Annotated in this window: 15 protein-coding genes and 5 tRNA genes; 8 read left to right on the top strand and 12 right to left on the bottom strand. The window is 70.3% G+C overall.

Annotated features, from left to right (window positions below; genetic code table 11):
• Positions 1 to 113: 113 nt before the first annotated feature.
• The 10 genes from AB5J54_RS28315 to AB5J54_RS28270 form a co-directional block, all read right to left on the bottom strand.
• Positions 114 to 189, bottom strand: a tRNA-Glu gene (locus AB5J54_RS28315).
• 44 nt (positions 190 to 233) lie between these two features.
• A tRNA-Gln gene (locus AB5J54_RS28310) sits at positions 234 to 305 on the bottom strand.
• A 22-nt stretch (positions 306 to 327) separates the two neighbouring features.
• A tRNA-Glu gene (locus AB5J54_RS28305) sits at positions 328 to 400 on the bottom strand.
• A gap of 61 nt (positions 401 to 461) precedes the next feature.
• Positions 462 to 534 (bottom strand) — tRNA-Glu (locus tag AB5J54_RS28300).
• A gap of 41 nt (positions 535 to 575) precedes the next feature.
• Positions 576 to 647: transfer RNA gene (locus tag AB5J54_RS28295), tRNA-Gln, on the bottom strand.
• Positions 648 to 742: 95 nt separating this feature from the next.
• A complete protein-coding gene (locus AB5J54_RS28290) occupies positions 743 to 1,465 on the bottom strand; it encodes an HAD family hydrolase (RefSeq protein ID WP_369146734.1) in 723 nt (240 codons plus the stop codon).
• Between the two features lie 19 nt (positions 1,466 to 1,484).
• Positions 1,485 to 2,747 (bottom strand): hypothetical protein, encoded by a 1,263-nt coding sequence (locus AB5J54_RS28285; protein ID WP_369149477.1) that lies wholly within the window; start codon positions 2,745 to 2,747, stop codon positions 1,485 to 1,487.
• Positions 2,748 to 2,919: 172 nt separating this feature from the next.
• On the bottom strand, positions 2,920 to 4,395 hold the full coding sequence (gene gltX, locus AB5J54_RS28280) for a glutamate--tRNA ligase (RefSeq protein ID WP_369146733.1): 1,476 nt from the start codon (positions 4,393 to 4,395) through the stop codon (positions 2,920 to 2,922).
• Positions 4,388 to 5,182, bottom strand: coding sequence for a fumarylacetoacetate hydrolase family protein (locus AB5J54_RS28275; protein ID WP_369146731.1), 795 nt, complete (start codon positions 5,180 to 5,182; stop codon positions 4,388 to 4,390). Before AB5J54_RS28275 ends, gltX begins: the two co-directional genes overlap by 8 nt.
• A 128-nt stretch (positions 5,183 to 5,310) precedes the next feature.
• Entirely contained in the window at positions 5,311 to 5,514 is a 204-nt protein-coding gene (locus AB5J54_RS28270) for a hypothetical protein (RefSeq protein WP_369146730.1), read from the bottom strand.
• A 568-nt stretch (positions 5,515 to 6,082) separates the two neighbouring features.
• Between AB5J54_RS28270 and AB5J54_RS28265 the strand changes: the two genes are divergently transcribed.
• The 8 genes from AB5J54_RS28265 (at position 6,083) to AB5J54_RS28230 (ending at position 16,683) form a co-directional block, all read left to right on the top strand.
• Positions 6,083 to 9,910 carry a nitrate- and nitrite sensing domain-containing protein gene (locus AB5J54_RS28265; protein ID WP_369146729.1) on the top strand — a complete coding sequence of 1,276 codons (3,828 nt, stop codon included), beginning with the start codon at positions 6,083 to 6,085 and terminating at the stop codon, positions 9,908 to 9,910.
• A gap of 9 nt (positions 9,911 to 9,919) precedes the next feature.
• Positions 9,920 to 10,333 carry a roadblock/LC7 domain-containing protein gene (locus tag AB5J54_RS28260; protein ID WP_030496942.1) on the top strand — a complete coding sequence of 138 codons (414 nt, stop codon included), beginning with the start codon at positions 9,920 to 9,922 and terminating at the stop codon, positions 10,331 to 10,333.
• A 165-nt stretch (positions 10,334 to 10,498) separates the two neighbouring features.
• Positions 10,499 to 10,903, top strand: a complete 405-nt coding sequence (locus tag AB5J54_RS28255) for a DUF742 domain-containing protein (RefSeq protein WP_017235980.1) — start codon at positions 10,499 to 10,501, stop codon at positions 10,901 to 10,903.
• Entirely contained in the window at positions 10,884 to 11,465 is a 582-nt protein-coding gene (locus tag AB5J54_RS28250) for an ATP/GTP-binding protein (protein WP_116158662.1), read from the top strand. The genes AB5J54_RS28255 and AB5J54_RS28250 overlap by 20 nt, the downstream gene beginning before the upstream one ends.
• A gap of 339 nt (positions 11,466 to 11,804) precedes the next feature.
• Positions 11,805 to 15,056, top strand: a complete 3,252-nt coding sequence (locus AB5J54_RS28245) for a nitrate- and nitrite sensing domain-containing protein (protein WP_369146727.1) — start codon at positions 11,805 to 11,807, stop codon at positions 15,054 to 15,056.
• Positions 15,057 to 15,063: 7 nt separating this feature from the next.
• On the top strand, positions 15,064 to 15,477 hold the full coding sequence (locus AB5J54_RS28240) for a roadblock/LC7 domain-containing protein (RefSeq protein ID WP_026057603.1): 414 nt from the start codon (positions 15,064 to 15,066) through the stop codon (positions 15,475 to 15,477).
• Positions 15,478 to 15,569: 92 nt separating this feature from the next.
• Positions 15,570 to 16,121 (top strand): DUF742 domain-containing protein, encoded by a 552-nt coding sequence (locus AB5J54_RS28235; protein ID WP_369146726.1) that lies wholly within the window; start codon positions 15,570 to 15,572, stop codon positions 16,119 to 16,121.
• On the top strand, positions 16,102 to 16,683 hold the full coding sequence (locus tag AB5J54_RS28230) for an ATP/GTP-binding protein (protein ID WP_015036414.1): 582 nt from the start codon (positions 16,102 to 16,104) through the stop codon (positions 16,681 to 16,683). Before AB5J54_RS28235 ends, AB5J54_RS28230 begins: the two co-directional genes overlap by 20 nt.
• 142 nt (positions 16,684 to 16,825) lie before the next feature.
• Here the strand turns inward: AB5J54_RS28230 and AB5J54_RS28225 are convergent, their stop codons facing one another.
• Together AB5J54_RS28225 and AB5J54_RS28220 are read right to left on the bottom strand one after the other, a co-directional pair.
• Positions 16,826 to 17,020, bottom strand: a complete 195-nt coding sequence (locus tag AB5J54_RS28225; RefSeq protein ID WP_369146724.1) for an acyl-CoA carboxylase subunit epsilon — start codon at positions 17,018 to 17,020, stop codon at positions 16,826 to 16,828.
• A 14-nt stretch (positions 17,021 to 17,034) separates the two neighbouring features.
• Positions 17,035 to 18,618, bottom strand: a complete 1,584-nt coding sequence (locus AB5J54_RS28220) for an acyl-CoA carboxylase subunit beta (protein ID WP_369146723.1) — start codon at positions 18,616 to 18,618, stop codon at positions 17,035 to 17,037.
• Between the last annotated feature and the right edge of the window lie 81 nt (positions 18,619 to 18,699).

Here is an 18,699-nt window from a genome sequence, read left to right as displayed (position 1 = left end):
TACCGGCCCACCGCTCCAACGCCGCAGCGGTGGGCCGGAGTTGTGTTCCCGCGCACAGAGGGCGGACGCGAACAGCGAAGAAGCCCTCCCCCGAAGGGAAGGGCTTCTTCGTCTGGTACCCCCGACCGGATTCGAACCGGCGCTACCGCCTTGAGAGGGCGGCGTGCTAGGCCGCTACACAACGGGGGCGTTGGATCACACAAGCGGTAAATTAATACCGCCTCGGATCCGAGCTGGTCTACCAGGACTCGAACCTAGACTAACTGAACCAGAATCAGTCGTGCTGCCAATTACACCATAGACCAATACGTGGTTAGACCAGCGTCGTACCCCCGACCGGATTCGAACCGGCGCTACCGCCTTGAGAGGGCGGCGTGCTAGGCCGCTACACAACGGGGGCCCTAGCGATCCTGCATCAGTACCACCGGGAGCTACCCAGGTGACCCTGCGGGAAGGATCTGTACCCCCGACCGGATTCGAACCGGCGCTACCGCCTTGAGAGGGCGGCGTGCTAGGCCGCTACACAACGGGGGCTTTGTGGATGCCATCCACGGTTTGCAGATGAGCTCTGCGAGCTGGCCTACCTGGACTCGAACCAAGACTAACTGAACCAGAATCAGTCGTGCTGCCAATTACACCATAGGCCACCGGGGCGCGATCACTTCGAGAAGGGATCTTGCTCGGCTTGCGCTTCCGGGGCTTTCCGGCCTTTCGGCCCGTTCCCCTCGGCGCAGAAAGAACATTACCCGAAGGTGGACGGTGCTCCAAAACGCGTATCCGCACGCAGCAGCGCGGGGAGCTGGCGGAGGTCGGTGATCCGGGTCAGCTCGGGCCTTCCGCCGGTCCCCGCGCGGTCCAGCCAGATGCCGCGGAGGCCCGCCTCCACCGCGCCCCGGGCGTCGATGTCCGGGTGGTCCCCGACGTACGCCACCTGGTGGGGGCGCAGGTCCAGGGCGGTGCAGGCGGCGTGGAAGGCCTCGGGGGCGGGCTTGGCCACGCCGAGCTCGGCGGCGCACAGGACGGCCTCGAAGCGGTCCCGTACGCCCAGCGCGCGGAGCTTGTGGTCCTGGTTGTGGATGCTGGAGTTCGACAGGACCCCGTGACGGTAGTCACGGGCCAGCAGGTCGAGGACGGGCACGGTGTCGGGGAAGAGCTCCCAGGCGGCCTCGTAATGGACCACGTACCGGTCGAACCAGTCGTCGGCCTCGGCGGCGGTGAGCTCCGGCCGGCCGAGGAAGTCCCGTACGCGGTCGCGCCGCTGGTCCCGGAAGTCCCCGCCCCGGGCCTCGTACCGGCGCCAGTGCAGCTCCGTGAGCTCCTTCCAGCGCCGCAGGGCCTCCTCGACGGAGCCGTACGCCCCGAGCAGTCCCTCGGCCGCGAGATGCGCCCGCATCCCGGTCCGGTCCGCGCTCGCGTAGTCGAAGAGCGTGTCGTCGATGTCCCAGAGCACCGCGCGGATGGCCATGGAGACGACGGTACCGTCCCTAAACAGTGAGCAGGAGTGGGTCTTGGACCCACACCCGGTCGACTGGCGCATCCCGAACGGTTTTGGATGCGCTGGTCCCCCGCGTTCGCTCCGCGTCCGGCTGCACGGATCGTGTCCGTGGTCCGGGTACGCGGGGGCGGGTTTCCTCACGTCCTCGGGTATCGGGTCGGGCCTGGGCGGTCCGATGCCCACGACGATCGCTCTGGTCGTCGTGGGGCGGTGCCGTCCGTCGCCTGATCCGGTGCCCAAGGGCGCGTCTGCCGATCGCCACCGCGGCGGCGGCATGTCGGCTGGTCTTGCGGTTCTTCGTAGTTAGCGGCTTCTGCCAGTGCTCCGCTCCCCACTTCGAGGTGCAGGCCGGGTCGACGGCGATCACGCCGATACCGGCTTCCGCGCACATCGACACGAGGCATGCGCGGAGCTTCCCGGTGGGGATGCCGGAGACGAGCTGCCGGAACCTCTTCCTGTGGCCGTGTTTCTCGCGGGTGGTGGAGTCGGTGAAGTCGAGGTCCTCGATGGCGACCGCTTGCACTCCGGTCACCTGAGCCCAGTGCAGGAGGCGGGTGAGGGCGTGGCGGAGCTGGGCGTCACGGTGGCCGGTGGAACCCGTCAGGTCGTAGTCGAAGCGGCCGGGCTGGCCGGTCGGGTTGCCATGAGCGTCCGACTGCCAGGCGGCGAGGTGATCGGCGTTCATGTCCACACCGGCCACTCCACCGGCCCGGAGCGTGGCGAGCGGGACGACGGGGAGGGCCTTACGAGTCCAGGAGGCGTCGAGATACCAGCGGCCACGGACCACGTCCAGGTGGATGCGGTAAGCGACAGCCCGGTTCTCTGCGACGCGGTCGCGCCACTCCTCGCCTCGATGCGAGAACGAAACCTTCGCGGCCAGGACGTACCGGCCGTGTTTCGCGTTGGCCAGACCGGCGAGCGGCGCGGGCAGCCTGATACTGATCTCGCCGTCGGGGGTGACACGGATCGTCTCGTTCCCGCCGCCGGGCCTGCCCCGGGATCCCTTCTCCCCGACCGGCAGCGACAGCCGGTGCCGGAGCATCCCGATACCCGCGTCCAGAGACCGCAGATGCGCGTGCTGGGCGCGCCGGGACAGGCCCCACTGGTCATGCGTGTTCGAGGTGACCGAACCCGCCCACCGGGACGACGAGAGGGCGGTCAGCTCCCGTTTGCGCGCCGCCCACGTGTCGGTGGAGTGGTCGAGCCCGTCACGGACACGGCATGCCAGATCCCGAGAGGCGAGGAGAGACAGAGTCTTGCAAGCCTTTGCACACTCCGGGTGAAGTCCGGGGCGAGGCTCGGCATGGCGGTGAGTCTCTCGGGCATCGTGCGCAATACCGCCGTCCCTAGCGGCGGGTCCGACAACGCCTCGGGGCGGCACCCGGAGCATTCCGGATACCGCCCCTCTTGGCGTACGGCGCGGATCAGCCGGCGAGCTTCGCCAGGGCCGCGTCGATGCGGGCCAGGGTCTTCTCCTTGCCCAGGATCTCCAGGGACTCGAAGAGCGGCAGGCCGACCGTGCGGCCGGTGACGGCGACGCGGACCGGGGCCTGCGCCTTGCCGAGCTTGAGGCCGTGGGCCTCGCCGGCGGCCAGGACGGCGTTCTTGAGCGACTCGGGGTCGTTCCAGTCGGCGTCCACCAGCTTCTCGCGGGCGGTGGTCAGCAGGGCCGCGGGCTCGCCCTTCATGGCCTTGTCCCACGAGGGCTGGTCGAAGACCGGCTCGGACAGGAAGAGGAAGTCCACGTTGGCCGTGATGTCCGAGAGGACGGTCAGGCGGGTCTGGGCGTGCGGGGCGATCCGCTCCCAGGCCTCGCGGTCGAAGTCCTCGGGCGCCCAGGGGGCGTGCGGGGCCTGGAGCCAGGGCTCGCACGCCTCGGCGAAGGCCTTCACGTCCAGCATGCGGATGTGGTCGGCATTGATCGACTCGGCCTTCTTGAGGTCGAAGCGCGCCGGGTTGGCGTTCACGTCGGCGATGTCGAACTTCGCCACCATCTCGGGGATGGTGAAGAGGTCCTGGTCGGCCGAGAAGGACCAGCCCAGGAGCGACAGGTAGTTCAGGAGGCCCTCGGGGAGGAAGCCGCGCTCCCGGTAGAGGTTGAGGGAGGCCTGCGGGTCGCGCTTGGAGAGCTTCTTGTTGCCCTCGCCCATCACGTACGGCAGGTGGCCGAAGGAGGGGATCTCCTTGGCGACGCCGAGCTCGATGAGCGCCTTGTAGAGCGCGATCTGCCGCGGGGTGGAGGAGAGCAGGTCCTCGCCGCGCAGGACGTGGGTGATCTCCATCAGGGCGTCGTCGACCGGGTTGACGAGCGTGTACAGCGGGGCGCCGTTGGCCCGGAGGATGCCGTAGTCCGGCACGTTGTCCGGGGTGAAGGTGAGCTCGCCGCGGACCAGGTCCGTGAAGGTGATCGGCTCGTCGGGCATCTTGAAGCGGACGATGGACTCGCGCCCCTCGGAGCGGTAGCGCTCGATGCGCTCGGCGCTCAGGTTGCGGCAGGTGCCGTCGTAACCGGACGGCTTGCCGGCCAGCCGGGCGGCGTCACGGCGGGCCTCCAGCTCCACGGCGGTGCAGAAGCAGTGGTACGCGTACCCGCCGGCGAGCAGCTTGTCGGCGACGTCCTTGTAGATGTCCATCCGCTGCGACTGGCGGTACGGCGCGTGGGGGCCGCCGACCTCGGGGCCCTCGTCCCAGTCGAGGCCGAGCCACTTCAGAGAGTCGAGCAGCTGGTTGTACGACTCCTCGGAGTCGCGAGCGGCGTCCGTGTCCTCGATGCGGAAGACCATGGTGCCCTGGTTGTGCCGGGCGAAGGCCCAGTTGAAGAGGGCGGTGCGGACCAGACCCACGTGGGGGTTGCCGGTCGGCGAGGGACAGAAACGGACGCGGATGTTCGCGTTAGCCACGCTTGATCACCTTATTGGTGAGAGTGCCGATGCCTTCGATGGTGACGGCGACCTCGTCGCCGACGTTGAGGGGGCCGACCCCGGCGGGGGTGCCGGTGAGGATGACGTCGCCCGGGAGCAGCGTCATGGCCTCGGTGATGTGGACGACCAGGTCCTCGATGGAGCGGATCATGTCGCTCGTCCGACCCAGCTGGCGTTGTTCGCCGTTGACCGTCGCCTGGATGGTCAGGTCGCTCGGGTCGAGGTCGGTCTCCACCCAGGGACCCAGGGGGCAGGAGGTGTCGAAGCCCTTGGCGCGGGCCCACTGCTTCTCGCGCTGCTGGGCGTCGCGGGCGGTGACGTCATTGGCGCAGGTGTAGCCGAAGATGACGTCCTTCACGCGCTCGCGGGGCACCTCGCGGCACATGCGGCCGATGACCACGGCCAGTTCGGCCTCGTGGTGCAGCTCGTTGGAGAAGGAGGGGTACTCGATGGCGTCGCCGGAGCCGATCACCGAGGTGGTGGGCTTGAAGAAGGCGACGGGGACGTCGGGGACCTCGTTGCCGAGTTCGGCGGCGTGCTCGGCGTAGTTGCGGCCGATGGCCACGACCTTGTTGGGGAGCACGGGCGGCAGGAGCCGTACCTTGCTGAGCGGGACCTTGGTGCCGCTGAGCTCGAAGTCGGTGTACGGGATGCCCTTGATGATGTCGAGGACGAGGCCGCCGGACGCGGCGGACTCGGCGGGGTCCTCGCCCTCGACGGCGCCGAAGGCCACATTGCCGTCGATGGAGAATCTGGCGATGCGCACGAGTGCTGTCGCCCCTCACTTGGTACTGGCTGGAGTCTGACGCTCCAGGCTAACGCGGCGAGGGGCGGCCGCCCGGCGATATCACCGGGGGTGATGACGAAGGCGCCGCGGGCCGGGGCCCGCCCGGGTCAGCGGGACGCGGTGGCGTACGGCTGGGGCTGGTACGGCGCCGGGGCCTGCATCAGGATCGTGCGGCGCGGGTTGGCCGTGTTGCCCGGCAGCTCGACCGAGTACTCCGGCTGGGCGCCCCGGCCGAGGTCTGCGGCGTCCGAGAGGTGGACGAGGGTGGAGCGGCGGGGGTTGGCCGTCTTGCGGAGCGTCGTCGTCTTCATCGCGGTGATCAGACCTTGTTCCGGGAGGGGCGCCCGTACGGGCGCGAAGGGGTGTAAAGCGTCAGGCTAAACATGCGATTCCCTTCGAATGCATGGCTGAGGCATCGATTCGGGTGTGAGTTTGCTCACCACTCGCTACATATTCCGGGCATTACGGACGGTCGCCGGTCACCACGGAAAGGGACATTCCGCCACTGAATGAGCTATTCCGCTCCTGATCATGTCGACTGGGACACACGGGGATGCCCGCCCATTGGGCTGGAAAAGTCCGAATCCTCCGTGATCATCTTCTACATGGGGTGACGTTCCGTGCACACGTTGTCATAGCCCTCACGCCGCGACACGCGGCCCTTGTTGGAGATCCGGCACTGTGCTGGAATTCCACGCACCGCCGCGGGTTTCAAGCCGGCACGCAGGGGGCGCAACGCAGCGCCGGCCGAGTGGCGGGGAAGGGGGAACTGCGCCGGTCACCGACGACCACCTGGGGCGCTCCACGCGCCCCGATCGACGCCGACACCGTCCTCTCCGTTCACCCGGAAGGACGCCTGGTCCAGAGGTTGCGACGCTAGTGCAGGGACGTTTCAAGAGGGATGGCTCGGGGTCTCCCCAGGCCCGCCAGGGCCGAGCGGATGCTCCGGCGGAGCAGGAACCGCGTGCCGGGACCGACCGCGGTCCCTCGGCCTCGCACACCCCGAACCAGGGTCAGGGACCGTCCGGCGAGGGCGGTGACGGCGGCAGGCGCGCGAGCTCCGCGGCCAAGTCCGCCGAGCCGGCCGCCGCGCCCGCCAAGGCCCGCGCCGAGAACGAGGTCGGCCCGCGAATAGCCCTGCGCAACTGGCGCATCTCCACGCGTCTGGTCGCACTCCTCACCCTCCCCGTGGTCGCCGCGACCACCCTGGGCGGCATCCGCATCAGCGACTCGCTCCAGGACATGGAGCAGCTCGACCACATGCAGCTGCTCACCAAGCTGACCCGAGAGGCGACGGACCTCGCGCAGGCCCTGCAGGCCGAGCGCGACCTGTCCGCCGGCCCGCTGGCCAACGGCCGCCCGGTCAGCGACTACCCGGTCGCCAACCAGCGCCGCCGGACGGACCGCGAGTACAAGGCCTTCCTCGACGCGACCGAGGACATCCCGGTCTCCGAGGGCGACGAGGCGCTGCTCAGCATCCGCCAGAACGTCAGCCAGATCGCCTCGCAGCTGGCCGAGCTCCACTCGATCCGGGGCACCGCCTACTCGAAGAGCGCGTCGAACTCGGTGACGGTCGAGGCGTACAGCCGCCTCATCCGCTCGCTCCTCAGCCTGTCCCAGGACATGGCGCAGGCGACCAGCAACCCCGAGATGATCAAGCGGACCCGCGCGCTCGCCGCGTTCTCGTCCGCCAAGGAGTACGCCTCCATCCAGCAGGCGATCATCGCGGCCGCGCTGCCCCCGAGCGACCAGAAGCGCGGCCGGCTGGAGCAGGGTGACCGTCTCTACGGCGAGGCCGCCCTCAACAGTGAGGGCGTCGAGCTCAAGTCCTTCCAGTCGATCTACGAGTCGGCCGGCGGTGACGCCGCCGAGCGGACCGAGTCGCTGAACAGCGGCGACCCGTCGATCAACGCCGCCAACAAGTACGCCGAGCGCGTGCTGAACTCGGACAACGCCCTGCAGGCGGGCACCACCCCGCGTGGCTATCTGAACTTCACCGACGAGTACAGCACCAAGATCGCCGCCATGAACCGCATCGAGCGAGGTCTGCTCGGTGACATGGAGACCATGGCGCGTGAGCTGAAGCAGGAGTCGCAGCGCGACGCCATCATCAACGGTGCGCTGATCCTCCTCGTCCTCGGCGTCTCGCTCATCGGCGCCTTCGTCGTGGCCCGGTCCATGATCCGCTCGCTGCGCAGGCTCCAGGACACCGCGACCAAGGTCGCCCAGGACCGTCTGCCCGAGCTCGTCAAGCAGCTCTCCGAGTCGGACCCGCAGGACGTCGACACCTCCGTCGAGTCCGTCGGTGTGCACTCCCGGGACGAGATCGGCCAGGTGGCCGCGGCCTTCGACGACGTGCACCGCGAGGCGGTCCGCCTCGCCGCCGAGCAGGCCCTCCTCCGGGGCAACGTCAACGCGATGTTCACCAACCTCTCGCGGCGTTCCCAGGGCCTCATCCAGCGTCAGCTCTCGCTCATCTCCGAGCTGGAGTCCCGCGAGGCCGACCCGGACCAGCTCTCCTCGCTGTTCAAGCTCGACCACCTCGCGACCCGTATGCGCCGGAACGGCGAGAACCTCCTCGTCCTCGCGGGTGAAGAGCCCGGCCGCCGCTGGACCCGCCCGGTCCCGCTGGTCGACGTCCTCCGTGCCGCCGCCTCCGAGGTGGAGCAGTACGAGCGCATCGAACTGGCCGCGGTCCCGGCGACCGAGGTCGCCGGCCGCGTCGTCAACGACCTCGTCCACCTCCTCGCCGAGCTGCTCGAGAACGCCACCTCGTTCTCCTCCCCGCAGACCAAGGTCCGGGTCACCGGTCACGCGCTGCCCGACGGCCGTGTGCTCGTCGAGATCCACGACACCGGCATCGGCCTCTCCCCCGAGGACCTCGCCGCGATCAACGAGCGGCTCGCCTCGCCGCCCACCGTGGACGTCTCGGTCTCCCGCCGCATGGGTCTGTTCGTGGTCGGCCGCCTGTCCCTGCGACACGGCATCCGCATCCAGCTGCGCCCGTCCGACTCGGGCGGCACCACCGCGCTCGTCATGCTCCCCGTCGACGTCGCCCAGGGCGGCAAGAAGCCCATGCCCAAGCCGGGCGCGGGCGGCCAGGGCGCGATGCCGCAGGGTGCCTCCGCCCCCGGCGGCCGTCTCCCCGGCGGCCCCGGCGCGGCCGGCGGTCCCGGTGCGGCCGGTGGTCCCGGTGCCCCGGGTCTCCCCGGCGGGCGTCCGGGCCAGGGCGGTGCGCCGGCCTCGGCGGCCGGCCGTCTCGGCGCCGGTGCCGCGCGCGGTCAGGTCGGTGCGAGCGGTCCCCGGGCCGCGCTGCCCGCCCGTGACGGTGCCCCGCTCGCCGGCGGTCCGCAGGGCGCGCCGCAGTCCCGCACCCCGCAGCCGCAGAACGCGCAGCTGGACCAGACCGGCCGGCTGCCGCAGGTCCCCCAGGCCCCGCAGGCTCCCCAGTCGCCCGACGCGCTGCGTCCGGGCCCCGGCGGGAGCGGCCTCATCGGCGGCGCCGCGAGCGCCATTCCGTCCCGTACGGACGTGTGGGGCAACCAGTCAGGCCCCGCCGCCCAGCAGCCGCAGCAGCCGCAGCAGGGCAACCAGCAGGGCGGGTACGACTTCCCGCGCGCCGAGCTGCCCGGCGGGAACCCCCAGCCGCAGCGCCCGCAGGCCGCGAGCTGGGGCAACGACCCGCAGCAGCAGCCGGTCCGGCGCCCGCAGCAGGAGATGTCCCCGCTGGACGCCCCGCGCGGCCACGAGGAGCCGGAGTCGGCGGGCCTGTTCGGCGGGCCGGCGGCTCCGCAGGGTCCCGGTTCCACGGGCCAGTTCCCGCGCCCGGACTTCGGTGCCCCGCAGCAGCAGGCCCCGCAGCAGCCGCAGGCGTACCAGCAGGACCCGGCGTCGACGGCGCAGTTCCCGCGCCCCGACTTCGGTGCCCCGCAGGGTCCCGGCTCCACCGGTCAGTTCCCGCGCCCGGACTTCGGTGCCCCGCAGCAGCAGCCGCAGGCCCCGCAGCCCCAGGCGTACCAGGGCGGCCAGCAGCAGCAGTTCGGCCGGCAGCCCTTCGTACCGCAGGCGCAGCAGCAGGCCCCGCAGGCCCAGCCCCCGGCGCCGCGTCAGCGGACCGGCGAGGACTTCGGTGCCCCGCGTCCGGCCGAGCCGGTCCGCCCGCAGCAGCCGCAGCTCCAGCAGCCGCGCCGTCCGGAGGCCCTGCCGCCGGCCGGTGGCGCGGGTGAGGCCCGTACCCCGCTGTACGACAGCCTGGATGCCAACTGGTACCCGCAGGAGCAGGCGCAGCAGCAGGCTCCGCAGCAGGTGGACCTGACGCAGACGATGCCGACCCCGGTCGTGTCGCAGCCGTCCGCTCCCGCGCCCCGTCCGGCCGGTGACCCGGCCGCCGACGGCCGCCAGAACGGCGGGGCCGCCTGGCGGACCTCGCCCAACGACGAGCTGGTGCGCCAGGCGGAGCGGGTGCGCAAGCCCGCGGCCGGCGGCGTCACCACCTCCGGTCTTCCGCGCCGTGTGCCGAAGGCCAACCTCGTACCCGGGACCGCACAGGAGCAGGCCCACACGGCCGGCCCCCAGGTCTCGCGTGCACCCGACGACGTCCGCGGCCGGCTCACGAATCTGCGCCGCGGCATCCAGCAGGGCCGCCAGGCCGGCAACTCGACCACGGGTAGCCACCACCTCGGTCCGAACCATCAGCAGGAGCGTTAGTTGAACGCGATGAGCCAGGCGGCGCAGAATCTGAACTGGTTGATCACCAACTTCGTGGACAACACCCCCGGGGTGTCGCACACGGTGGTGGTCTCCGCCGACGGACTCCTGCTGGCCATGTCCGAAGGATTCCCCCGCGACCGCGCCGACCAGCTGGCGGCGGTCGCATCCGGACTGACCTCGCTGACCGCGGGCGCGTCCCGGATCTTCGAGGGCGGACCCGTCGCGCAGACCGTGGTGGAGATGGAGCGCGGCTTCCTCTTCCTGATGTCCGTCTCCGACGGCTCCTCGCTGGCCGTTCTCGCGCACCCCGAGTGCGACATCGGCCTCGTGGGCTACGAGATGGCGCTGCTGGTCGACCGGGCCGGCAGCGTCCTCACCCCGGATCTCCGTGCGGAGCTCCAGGGCAGCCTGCTCCACTAGGTCACGCACGGCGGACGGACCCCACATCCGTCCGCACCGACCGAACCGCAGGGCGGTACGCCCCTCCGTACCGTTCTGGGCACTGTTCATCGTCCGGCCGCCCCACCCGGCCCCCCACCGGCCCCATCAGACGGCAGAACTCTTGCTGTCACGCCCGGAGGATTCATGACCCCGCCCCCCGCCTCTCACGATCCGTACGGCGCCTCAGTCGACGAGTACGGACACGAGGGCGACCAGCCGCTGGTGCGTCCGTACGCGATGACCGGCGGCCGGACCCGGCCGCGCTACCAGCTCGCCATCGAGGCGCTGGTCAGCACCACGGCCGACCCGGCACACCTCGCGACGCTCCTGCCGGAGCACCAGCGGATCTGCCACCTCTGCCGCGAGGTCAAGTCGGTGGCCGAGGTGTCGGCCCTCCTGTCGATGCCGCTCGGTGTCGCCCGGATCCTCGTGGCCGACCTGGCGGAGGCCGGCATGGTGGCGATCCACCAGCCGGGCAACGGAGAGACCGGCGGCACGCCGGACGTGACACTGCTCGAAAGGGTGCTCAGTGGACTTCGCAAGCTCTAGCGGCGGCGCGGCCAGATCGACCACCAGCGCGAAGATCGTGGTGGCGGGCGGCTTCGGCGTGGGCAAGACCACGTTCGTCGGCGCCGTCTCGGAGATCAACCCGCTGCGTACCGAAGCCGTCATGACCTCCGCGTCGGCCGGCATCGACGATCTGACGCACACCGGTGGCAAGACGACGACGACCGTCGCCATGGACTTCGGCCGCATCACCCTGGACCAGGACCTCATCCTGTACCTCTTCGGTACGCCGGGTCAGGACCGCTTCTGGTTCATGTGGGACGACCTCGTGCGCGGCGCCATCGGCGCCGTCGTGCTCGTCGACACCCGCCGCCTCGCCGACTGCTTCCCCGCCGTCGACTACTTCGAGAACTCGGGCCTCCCCTTCGTCATCGCCCTCAACGGCTTCGACGGCAACCAGCCCTACCAGCCGGAAGAGGTCCGCGAGGCCCTCCAGATCGGCCCCGACACCCCCATCATCACCACCGACGCCCGCCACCGCGCCGACGCCAAGAGCGCCCTCATCACGCTCGTCGAGCACGCGCTCATGGCGCGCCTCAAGTAGAGGACGGGCCAGGGCGGTTGTCATATGCCGCTGCCAGGGGCGGTCTGTGTCCTTCGACACGGCCGCCCGGGCGTTCATAACATTTCGACAGAGAATTGGGGCGCCCCGGACACCCGACGCATCCGATCGGTGTCACTGCGCTCACCTGAGCCCCGCCATTTGGCGGGGCTCGCTCTTTATGCCCGTTTTATGTGAGGCCTGGACCACTGAAAGGGCCCGCTTCCCACTGTTTGGAACGGACCCCCTTCACGTGCTGCAATTCATGAACTCCCGAGTAGTACGGCCCTGAACGAAACACCGGCACAACGTAGGTGCCGACGCCGAGAGGTTGTTGGTCGAGTGAGGCGAAGCAAGGAAAGCTCCGCGGAGCAGGAGACGCGGGGCAACTTCACGCCGCCGTCCCGGACAGCGGTGTCGCCCGCGGACGTGCCCGTGACGCCGCCGCCCGTCGAGGCGCCCAAGGGAAGCTCCAGCAAGCTGTCGCCCCGCAACTGGCGGGTGCCCACCCGCCTGAACGCGATCCTCTGCATACCCGTGCTCGTCGGCCTCGTCATGGGCAGCTTCCAGGTCAAGGCGGCGATCGACACCTGGCAGGAGGCGCAGGACGCCGAGAAGACGGCGCTCATCGTGCGCGCCGCCTCGGAGTACAGCACCGCCCTGCTCAACGAGCGTGACCTCACCGCAGGCCCGCTGCTCGTCGCGAAGACCCCCGAGGACCGCAAGGTCGACGAGGTCACGCAGGCGTACGCCGCGACCGACGCCGCCAAGGCGAAGTTCGACGAGGCCGTCAAGAGCATGCCCTCGGGCCAGGGCCTGGAGCGCCGTCTGCGGCTGTTCCAGGACGAGGAGCCCAAGCTGGAGCAGCTCCGCAAGGTCGCGTACACCCGGTCCCTGGACCCGGTGGAGACGCAGCGCGGCTACACCGGCGTGCAGCACTACCTCACCGAGTTCTCCAACGAGCTCGGCCTGGGCACCGGCAACGTCACCAGCTACGGCCGCAGCGTCTACGCGATCCAGCTCTCGAAGGGCGCGGAGTCCCTCCAGCGCTCCATCGGCACCCAGCTCCTGGTCCGCCCCAGCGCGCAGAACTCGGTCTTCGCCCAGCAGTCCGTGGCGTTCAACTCGTACAACTACCTGGAGCAGATCGCCCTCGGCGAGTTCAGCTCCGGCGGTCTGCCCGAGGACGTCGAGCTGCTCAAGAAGGTCATGGCCGGCAAGGCCGCCGACGGCGAGAAGAAGATGGCCGCGGCCGGCCTCCAGCTCCCCAAGGGCAAGGACGGCTCCGTCTACTCCGGCGTCGCCTCCAAGATCGGCACGGCCAAGGGCACCGAGGGCATCGCGGCCCTGAAGCCGCAGGGCATCACTCCCGAGACCTGGATGGCCGTCTCCACCGCCAAGTTCGACGGCTACAGCGAGGTCGAGAAGGCCCTCGTCGACAAAGCCGTGACCGAGGCCGCCCGGATCTCCGACGAGGCCAAGACCGACGCCTGGGTCAACGGCGGCATCGTCGTCGTCGCCCTGCTCGCCGCCTTCATCCTCGCCGGGATGATGGCCCGCCAGATGAGCCGCTCGATGCGCCAGCTGCGGACCGCCGCCTTCGGCATCGCCGAGCAGCGCCTGCCGATGCTGGTCGACCAGCTCTCCCGTACGGAGCCGGGCCGGGTCGACACCCGCGTCCAGCCCATCCCGATCGACTCGCAGGACGAGATCGGCGAGGTCGCCCGCGCCTTCGACCAGGTCCACCGCGAGGCCGTCCGGCTCGCCGCCGAGCAGGCCATGCTCCGCGGCAACGTCAACGCGATCTTCACCAACCTCTCGCGCCGCAACCAGTCGCTGATCGAGGGCCAGCTGACCCTCATCACCGATCTGGAGAACAACGAGGCCGACCCGGACCAGCTGGAGAACCTCTTCCGCCTGGACCACCTGGCCACCCGTATGCGCCGCAACGGCGAGAACCTCCTCGTCCTCGCCGGCGAGGAGCCGGGCCGCCGCTGGGACCAGCCGGTCCCGCTGGTCGACGTCATGCGCGCCGCCTCCTCCGAGGTGGAGCAGTACGAGCGCATCGAGCTCGCGGGCGTGCCGGAGGCCGAGATCCACGGCCAGGCCGTGACCGACCTCGTGCACCTGCTCGCCGAGCTCCTGGAGAACGCCACCACGTTCTCCTCCCCGCAGACCAAGGTCCGCGTCACCGCGACCCGTCTCCCCGACGGCCGCGTCATGGTCGAGATCCACGACAAGGGCATCGGCCTCACCGCCGAGGACTTCGCGGACATCAACCACAAGCTGGCGAACCCGCCGACCGTCGACGCCGCCGTCTCGCAGCGCATGGGCCTCTTCGTGGTCGGCCGGCTCGCCGACCGGCACGGGATCCGGGTCCAGCTCCGCCCCTCGGGCGAGCAGGCCGGAACGACCTCGCTGGTCATGCTGCCGGACGCGATCACGCACGGCGGTGGCGGCGAGCAGCCGCTCCAGGACGACTTCACCGTCTCGCAGATCATTCCGCAGCAGCAGCAGCCGAACGCCTTCGAGGCGGTCGCCCCGCAGCCGATGCTCACCGCGGCCGATCTCGGCTTCGACGACTCGCGCTACGAGCAGCCGGCCGAGGACGAGCGTCAGCTCGACCCGGTCAACCGCTCGCTGCAGCGCGAGGAGCGCCGTGCGGCCCTGGAGGCCCAGGCGCAAGGCGGCGACCGTCCGCTCTTCCGCGACGAGATGGAGCCGGCGGAGCAGTACGGCCAGGCCCAGGAGTACGACCAGGGTCAGGACTACGGGCAGCAGCAGGCCCAGGAGTACCCGGCGGAGCAGTACGCGCCGCAGGAGTACGCGCAGCCCCAGCAGACGCAGGAGTACGGCCAGGAGTACGCGGCCGACTACGCGCAGCAGGACGGCTACGGCTACGGCCAGCAGGGCTACGAGGCCTACCCGCAGCAGGGCTATGCGGAAGCTTCGTACGAGACCCCGGGAACCGAACACCAGCAGTACGGCAATGCGTTCGATCCCCAGCCCCACCAGGCAGAGTGGCCTGAGCAGAACACTTACCAGGGCGGCTACGGACAGGATTTCGGAGCGGAATCGGAATCTGCTCCGAGCGCTCCCGAACAGGCCCCCGAGCGCGTAGGCTTCGACCGTCCGGGTCCGAGTGCGAGTCCCGCCCCGGACGCCGGACACGCACTGACCGACGCCGGTCTGCCGCGCCGCGGCAGCGTCGGCCAGCAGACGCAGCAGGTGCCGCAGCAGGCGCCGCAGCAGCCGAAGCCCGCGCAGCCGGCGCAGCAGCAGAACGCAGCCGACGGCTCCGACGAATGGCGCTCGACCAACGACGAGCGCTGGCAGCGGGCCGGGAAGCTCAAGGACCCCAAGGCGGGCGGGGTCACCTCGTCCGGTCTCCCCCGGCGGGTCCCGAAGGCCAACCTGGTCGAGGGCACGGCTGAGCAGACCCCGCAGGGCGGCCCCCAGGTCTCCCGCGCGCCCGAGGACGTACGGGGCAGGTTGAGCAACCTGCGCCGGGGCGTCCAGCAGGGACGCAACGCGGGAACGGACACGAACGGATCGGGCCTCGGCCCGGGCAGTACCTACAACCAGGAGCGTTAGTGTGAGCATGAGCCAGGCGGCGCAGAATCTGAACTGGTTGATCACCAACTTCGTGGACAACACCCCCGGGGTGTCGCACACGGTGGTGGTCTCCGCCGACGGACTCCTGCTGGCGATGTCCGAGGGTTTCCCCCGTGACCGCGCCGACCAGCTGGCGGCCGTCGCCTCCGGACTGACCTCGCTGACCGCGGGCGCGTCCCGGATCTTCGAGGGCGGTGCGGTCAACCAGACCGTGGTGGAGATGGAGCGCGGCTTCCTCTTCATCATGTCGATCTCGGACGGCTCCTCGCTGGCCGTCCTCGCCCACCCGGAGGCCGACATCGGTCTCGTGGGCTACGAGATGGCCCTGCTCGTGGATCGCGCGGGCACGGTTCTGACCCCCGACCTCCGGGCGGAACTTCAGGGAAGTCTTCTCAACTAACAGACAGACAGTGCGTTTCGTGCCACCGCACCGTAGGGTGCGGTGGCGCGGGTCCAAGGGACATGGGCCGCGAGGCAGTCGGAGGAGGAGACGTGGGTACACCCCCGGGCGGTAGCCCCTATAACGGTTACGACGCGCATCAGGCGCCGCTGGGCGACGCCGCGCAGAACCGGTTCAACTTTCCCTCCGCCCCGAGCAGACAGGGCGTCTCCCAGCCCTACGCGCAGCCTCAGGTCCCGTCGACGGCCGCGGGTTCGCCGGCCGCCTCGCGCGGCCCGTCCGCCGCGGGCGGTTCCGGCGGGCACAACCCGCTGGTGCGTCCGTACGCCATGACCGGCGGCCGGACCAGGCCGCGCTACCAGCTCGCCATCGAGGCGCTGGTCAGTACGACGGCCGATCCCGCCCGGCTGCAGGGGCAGTTGCCCGAGCACCAGCGGATCTGCCGGCTCTGCTTCGAGATCAAGTCGGTCGCGGAGATCTCGGCACTTCTCTCCATTCCCCTCGGCGTCGCCCGAATCCTCGTCGCCGACCTGGCCGAGGCCGGACTTGTCGCCATCCACCAGCCCGGCGGCGACGAGGCCGCCGGCGGTCAGCCAGACGTGACACTGCTCGAAAGGGTGCTCAGTGGACTTCGCAAGCTCTAGCGGCGGCGCGGCCCGTTCAACCACCAGCGCGAAGATCGTGGTGGCGGGCGGCTTCGGCGTGGGCAAGACCACGTTCGTCGGCGCCGTCTCGGAGATCAACCCGCTGCGTACCGAAGCCGTCATGACCTCCGCTTCCGCGGGCATCGACGACCTCACCCACACCGGCGACAAGACGACGACGACCGTCGCCATGGACTTCGGCCGCATCACCCTGGACCAGGACCTCATCCTGTACCTCTTCGGTACACCGGGTCAGGACCGCTTCTGGTTCATGTGGGACGACCTCGTGCGCGGCGCCATCGGCGCCGTCGTGCTCGTCGACACCCGCCGCCTCGCCGACTGCTTCCCCGCCGTCGACTACTTCGAGAACTCGGGCCTCCCCTTCGTCATCGCCCTCAACGGCTTCGACGGAAACCAGCCCTACCAGCCGGAAGAGGTCCGCGAGGCCCTCCAGATCGGCCCCGACACCCCCATCATCACCACCGACGCCCGCCACCGCGCCGACGCCAAGAGCGCCCTCATCACGCTCGTCGAGCACGCGCTCATGGCGCGGCTGCGGTAGTCCCTGGCGGACCCACGGGAAAGGCCCCGCACCGGAAATGGTGCGGGGCCTTCGTGCTGGGGCCACGGGGCGGACGCGCCCGCCACAACGTGCCGAAGGGCCCCGCACCCATGTAGGTGCGGGGCCCTTCCGTACAGCTACGTCAGCGCCAGCTGTGCGGCGCGCGGAAGCCGTGCTCGCGCTCCAGGCGGCGCCAGCCGGCCGTGGTGCGGCCGTGCGGGGCGGTCTCGGCGGGCTGGGAGGCCGCGCGGGCGAGCAGCACCGCCGTGATGGCGGCGAGCTCCTCCGGCTCGGCGGTGCCCTTCTCGACGCGGAGAAGGTTGGCGGGGGTGGTCACGTGGATGACTCCTCTTACTGAGGCGGGTTGCCGTGCTTGCGGGACGGCAGGTCGGCGTGCTTGGTGCGGAGCATCGCGAGGGACCTGATGAGCACCTGGCGGGTGTCGGCGGGGTCGATGACGTCGTCGACCAGGCCGCGCTCCGCCGCGTAGTACGGGTGCATCAGCTCGGCCTTGTACTCCTTGACCATGCGGGCCCGCATGGCCTCGGGGTCCTCGGCCTCCGCGATCTGCTTGCGGAAGATGACGTTGGCGGCGCCTTCGGCGCCCATGACCGCGATTTCGTTGGTGGGCCAGGCGTACGTCAGGTCGGCGCCGATGGACTGGGAGTCCATCACGATGTAGGCGCCGCCGTAGGCCTTGCGCAGGATCAGGGAGATCCGGGGCACGGTCGCGTTGCAGTAGGCGTAGAGCAGCTTCGCGCCGTGCCTGATGATTCCACCGTGCTCCTGGTCGACGCCGGGAAGGAAGCCGGGGACGTCCAGAAGAGTGATGATCGGAATGTTGAAGGCGTCGCACATCTGCACGAAGCGCGCGGCCTTCTCGGAGGCCTCGATGTCGAGGACACCGGCGAGCGACTGGGGCTGGTTGGCGACGATGCCGACGACCTGGCCGTCGAGCCGGGCCAGGGCGCAGATGATGTTGCGGGCCCAGCGCTCGTGGATCTCCAGGTAGTCGCCGTCGTCGACGAGCTCCTCGATGACCTTGTGCATGTCGTACGGGCGGTTGCCGTCGGCGGGCACGAGGTCGAGGAGGACGTCGGAGCGGCGGTCGGCCGGGTCCTCGGAGGCGACGGTCGGCGGGTTCTCGCGGTTGTTCTGCGGGAGCATCGACAGGAGGTAGCGGACCTCCGCGATGCAGGTCTCCTCGTCGTCGTACGCGAAGTGCGCGACGCCGGAGGTCTCGGCGTGGACGTCGGCGCCGCCGAGGCCGTTCTGGGTGATCTCCTCGCCGGTGACCGCCTTGACGACGTCCGGGCCGGTGATGAACATCTGCGAGGTCTCACGGACCATGAACACGAAGTCCGTGAGCGCCGGGCTGTAGGCGGCGCCGCCGGCGCACGGGCCGAGCATCACCGAGATCTGCGGGATGACACCCGAGGCCTTGGTGTTGCGCTGGAAGATGCCGCCGTAGCCGGCGAGCGCCGAGACGCCCTCCTGGATACGGGCGCCGGCGCCGTCGTTCAGGGAGACCAGCGGCGCACCGGCCGCGATGGCCATGTCCATGATCTTGTGGATCTTCGTGGCGTGGGCCTCGCCCAGGGCGCCGCCGAAGATCCGGAAGTCGTGCGCGTAGACGAAGACCGTGCGGCCCTCGACCGTGCCCCAGCCGGTGATGACACCGTCGGTGTACGGCTTCCTGGCCTCCAGGCCGAAGCCCTGTGCGCGGTGCCGGCGCAGCTGCTCGACCTCGCTGAAGGAACCAGGGTCGAGCAGCAGCTCGATGCGCTCACGCGCCGTCAGCTTGCCCTTCGCGTGCTGGGCCTCGGTAGCGCGGTCACTCGGGCCACGGAGCGCCTGCTCGCGCAGGACGTGCAGCTCGGCCACTCGGCCACGGGCGTCAGCGGGCTCGCTCGGGATCTGGTCCACAACGGTCATGTTCCGACCCTACGAAGTCACGCAAGAAAACCCCGCCGTCGACTCCGTACAGTCTCGCGTGTCGAATCCTGGTGGGGCTGG

This window comes from Streptomyces sp. R44 (assembly GCF_041053105.1).
Lineage (GTDB): Bacteria > Actinomycetota > Actinomycetes > Streptomycetales > Streptomycetaceae > Streptomyces.
This window is presented reverse-complemented; position numbering and strand designations above follow the sequence as displayed.

Bases quoted from the DNA above. Each gene is read 5' to 3' on its own strand.
- AB5J54_RS28255 (WP_017235980.1), top strand. From the start codon at position 10,499: ATGACCCCGCCCCCCGCCTCTCACGATCCGTACGGCGCCTCAGTCGAC.
- AB5J54_RS28260 (WP_030496942.1), top strand. From the start codon at position 9,920: ATGAGCCAGGCGGCGCAGAATCTGAACTGGTTGATCACCAACTTCGTG.
- AB5J54_RS28290 (WP_369146734.1), bottom strand. From the start codon at position 1,465: ATGGCCATCCGCGCGGTGCTCTGGGACATCGACGACACGCTCTTCGAC.
- AB5J54_RS28220 (WP_369146723.1), bottom strand. From the start codon at position 18,618: ATGACCGTTGTGGACCAGATCCCGAGCGAGCCCGCTGACGCCCGTGGC.
- AB5J54_RS28240 (WP_026057603.1), top strand. From the start codon at position 15,064: ATGAGCCAGGCGGCGCAGAATCTGAACTGGTTGATCACCAACTTCGTG.
- AB5J54_RS28270 (WP_369146730.1), bottom strand. From the start codon at position 5,514: ATGAAGACGACGACGCTCCGCAAGACGGCCAACCCCCGCCGCTCCACC.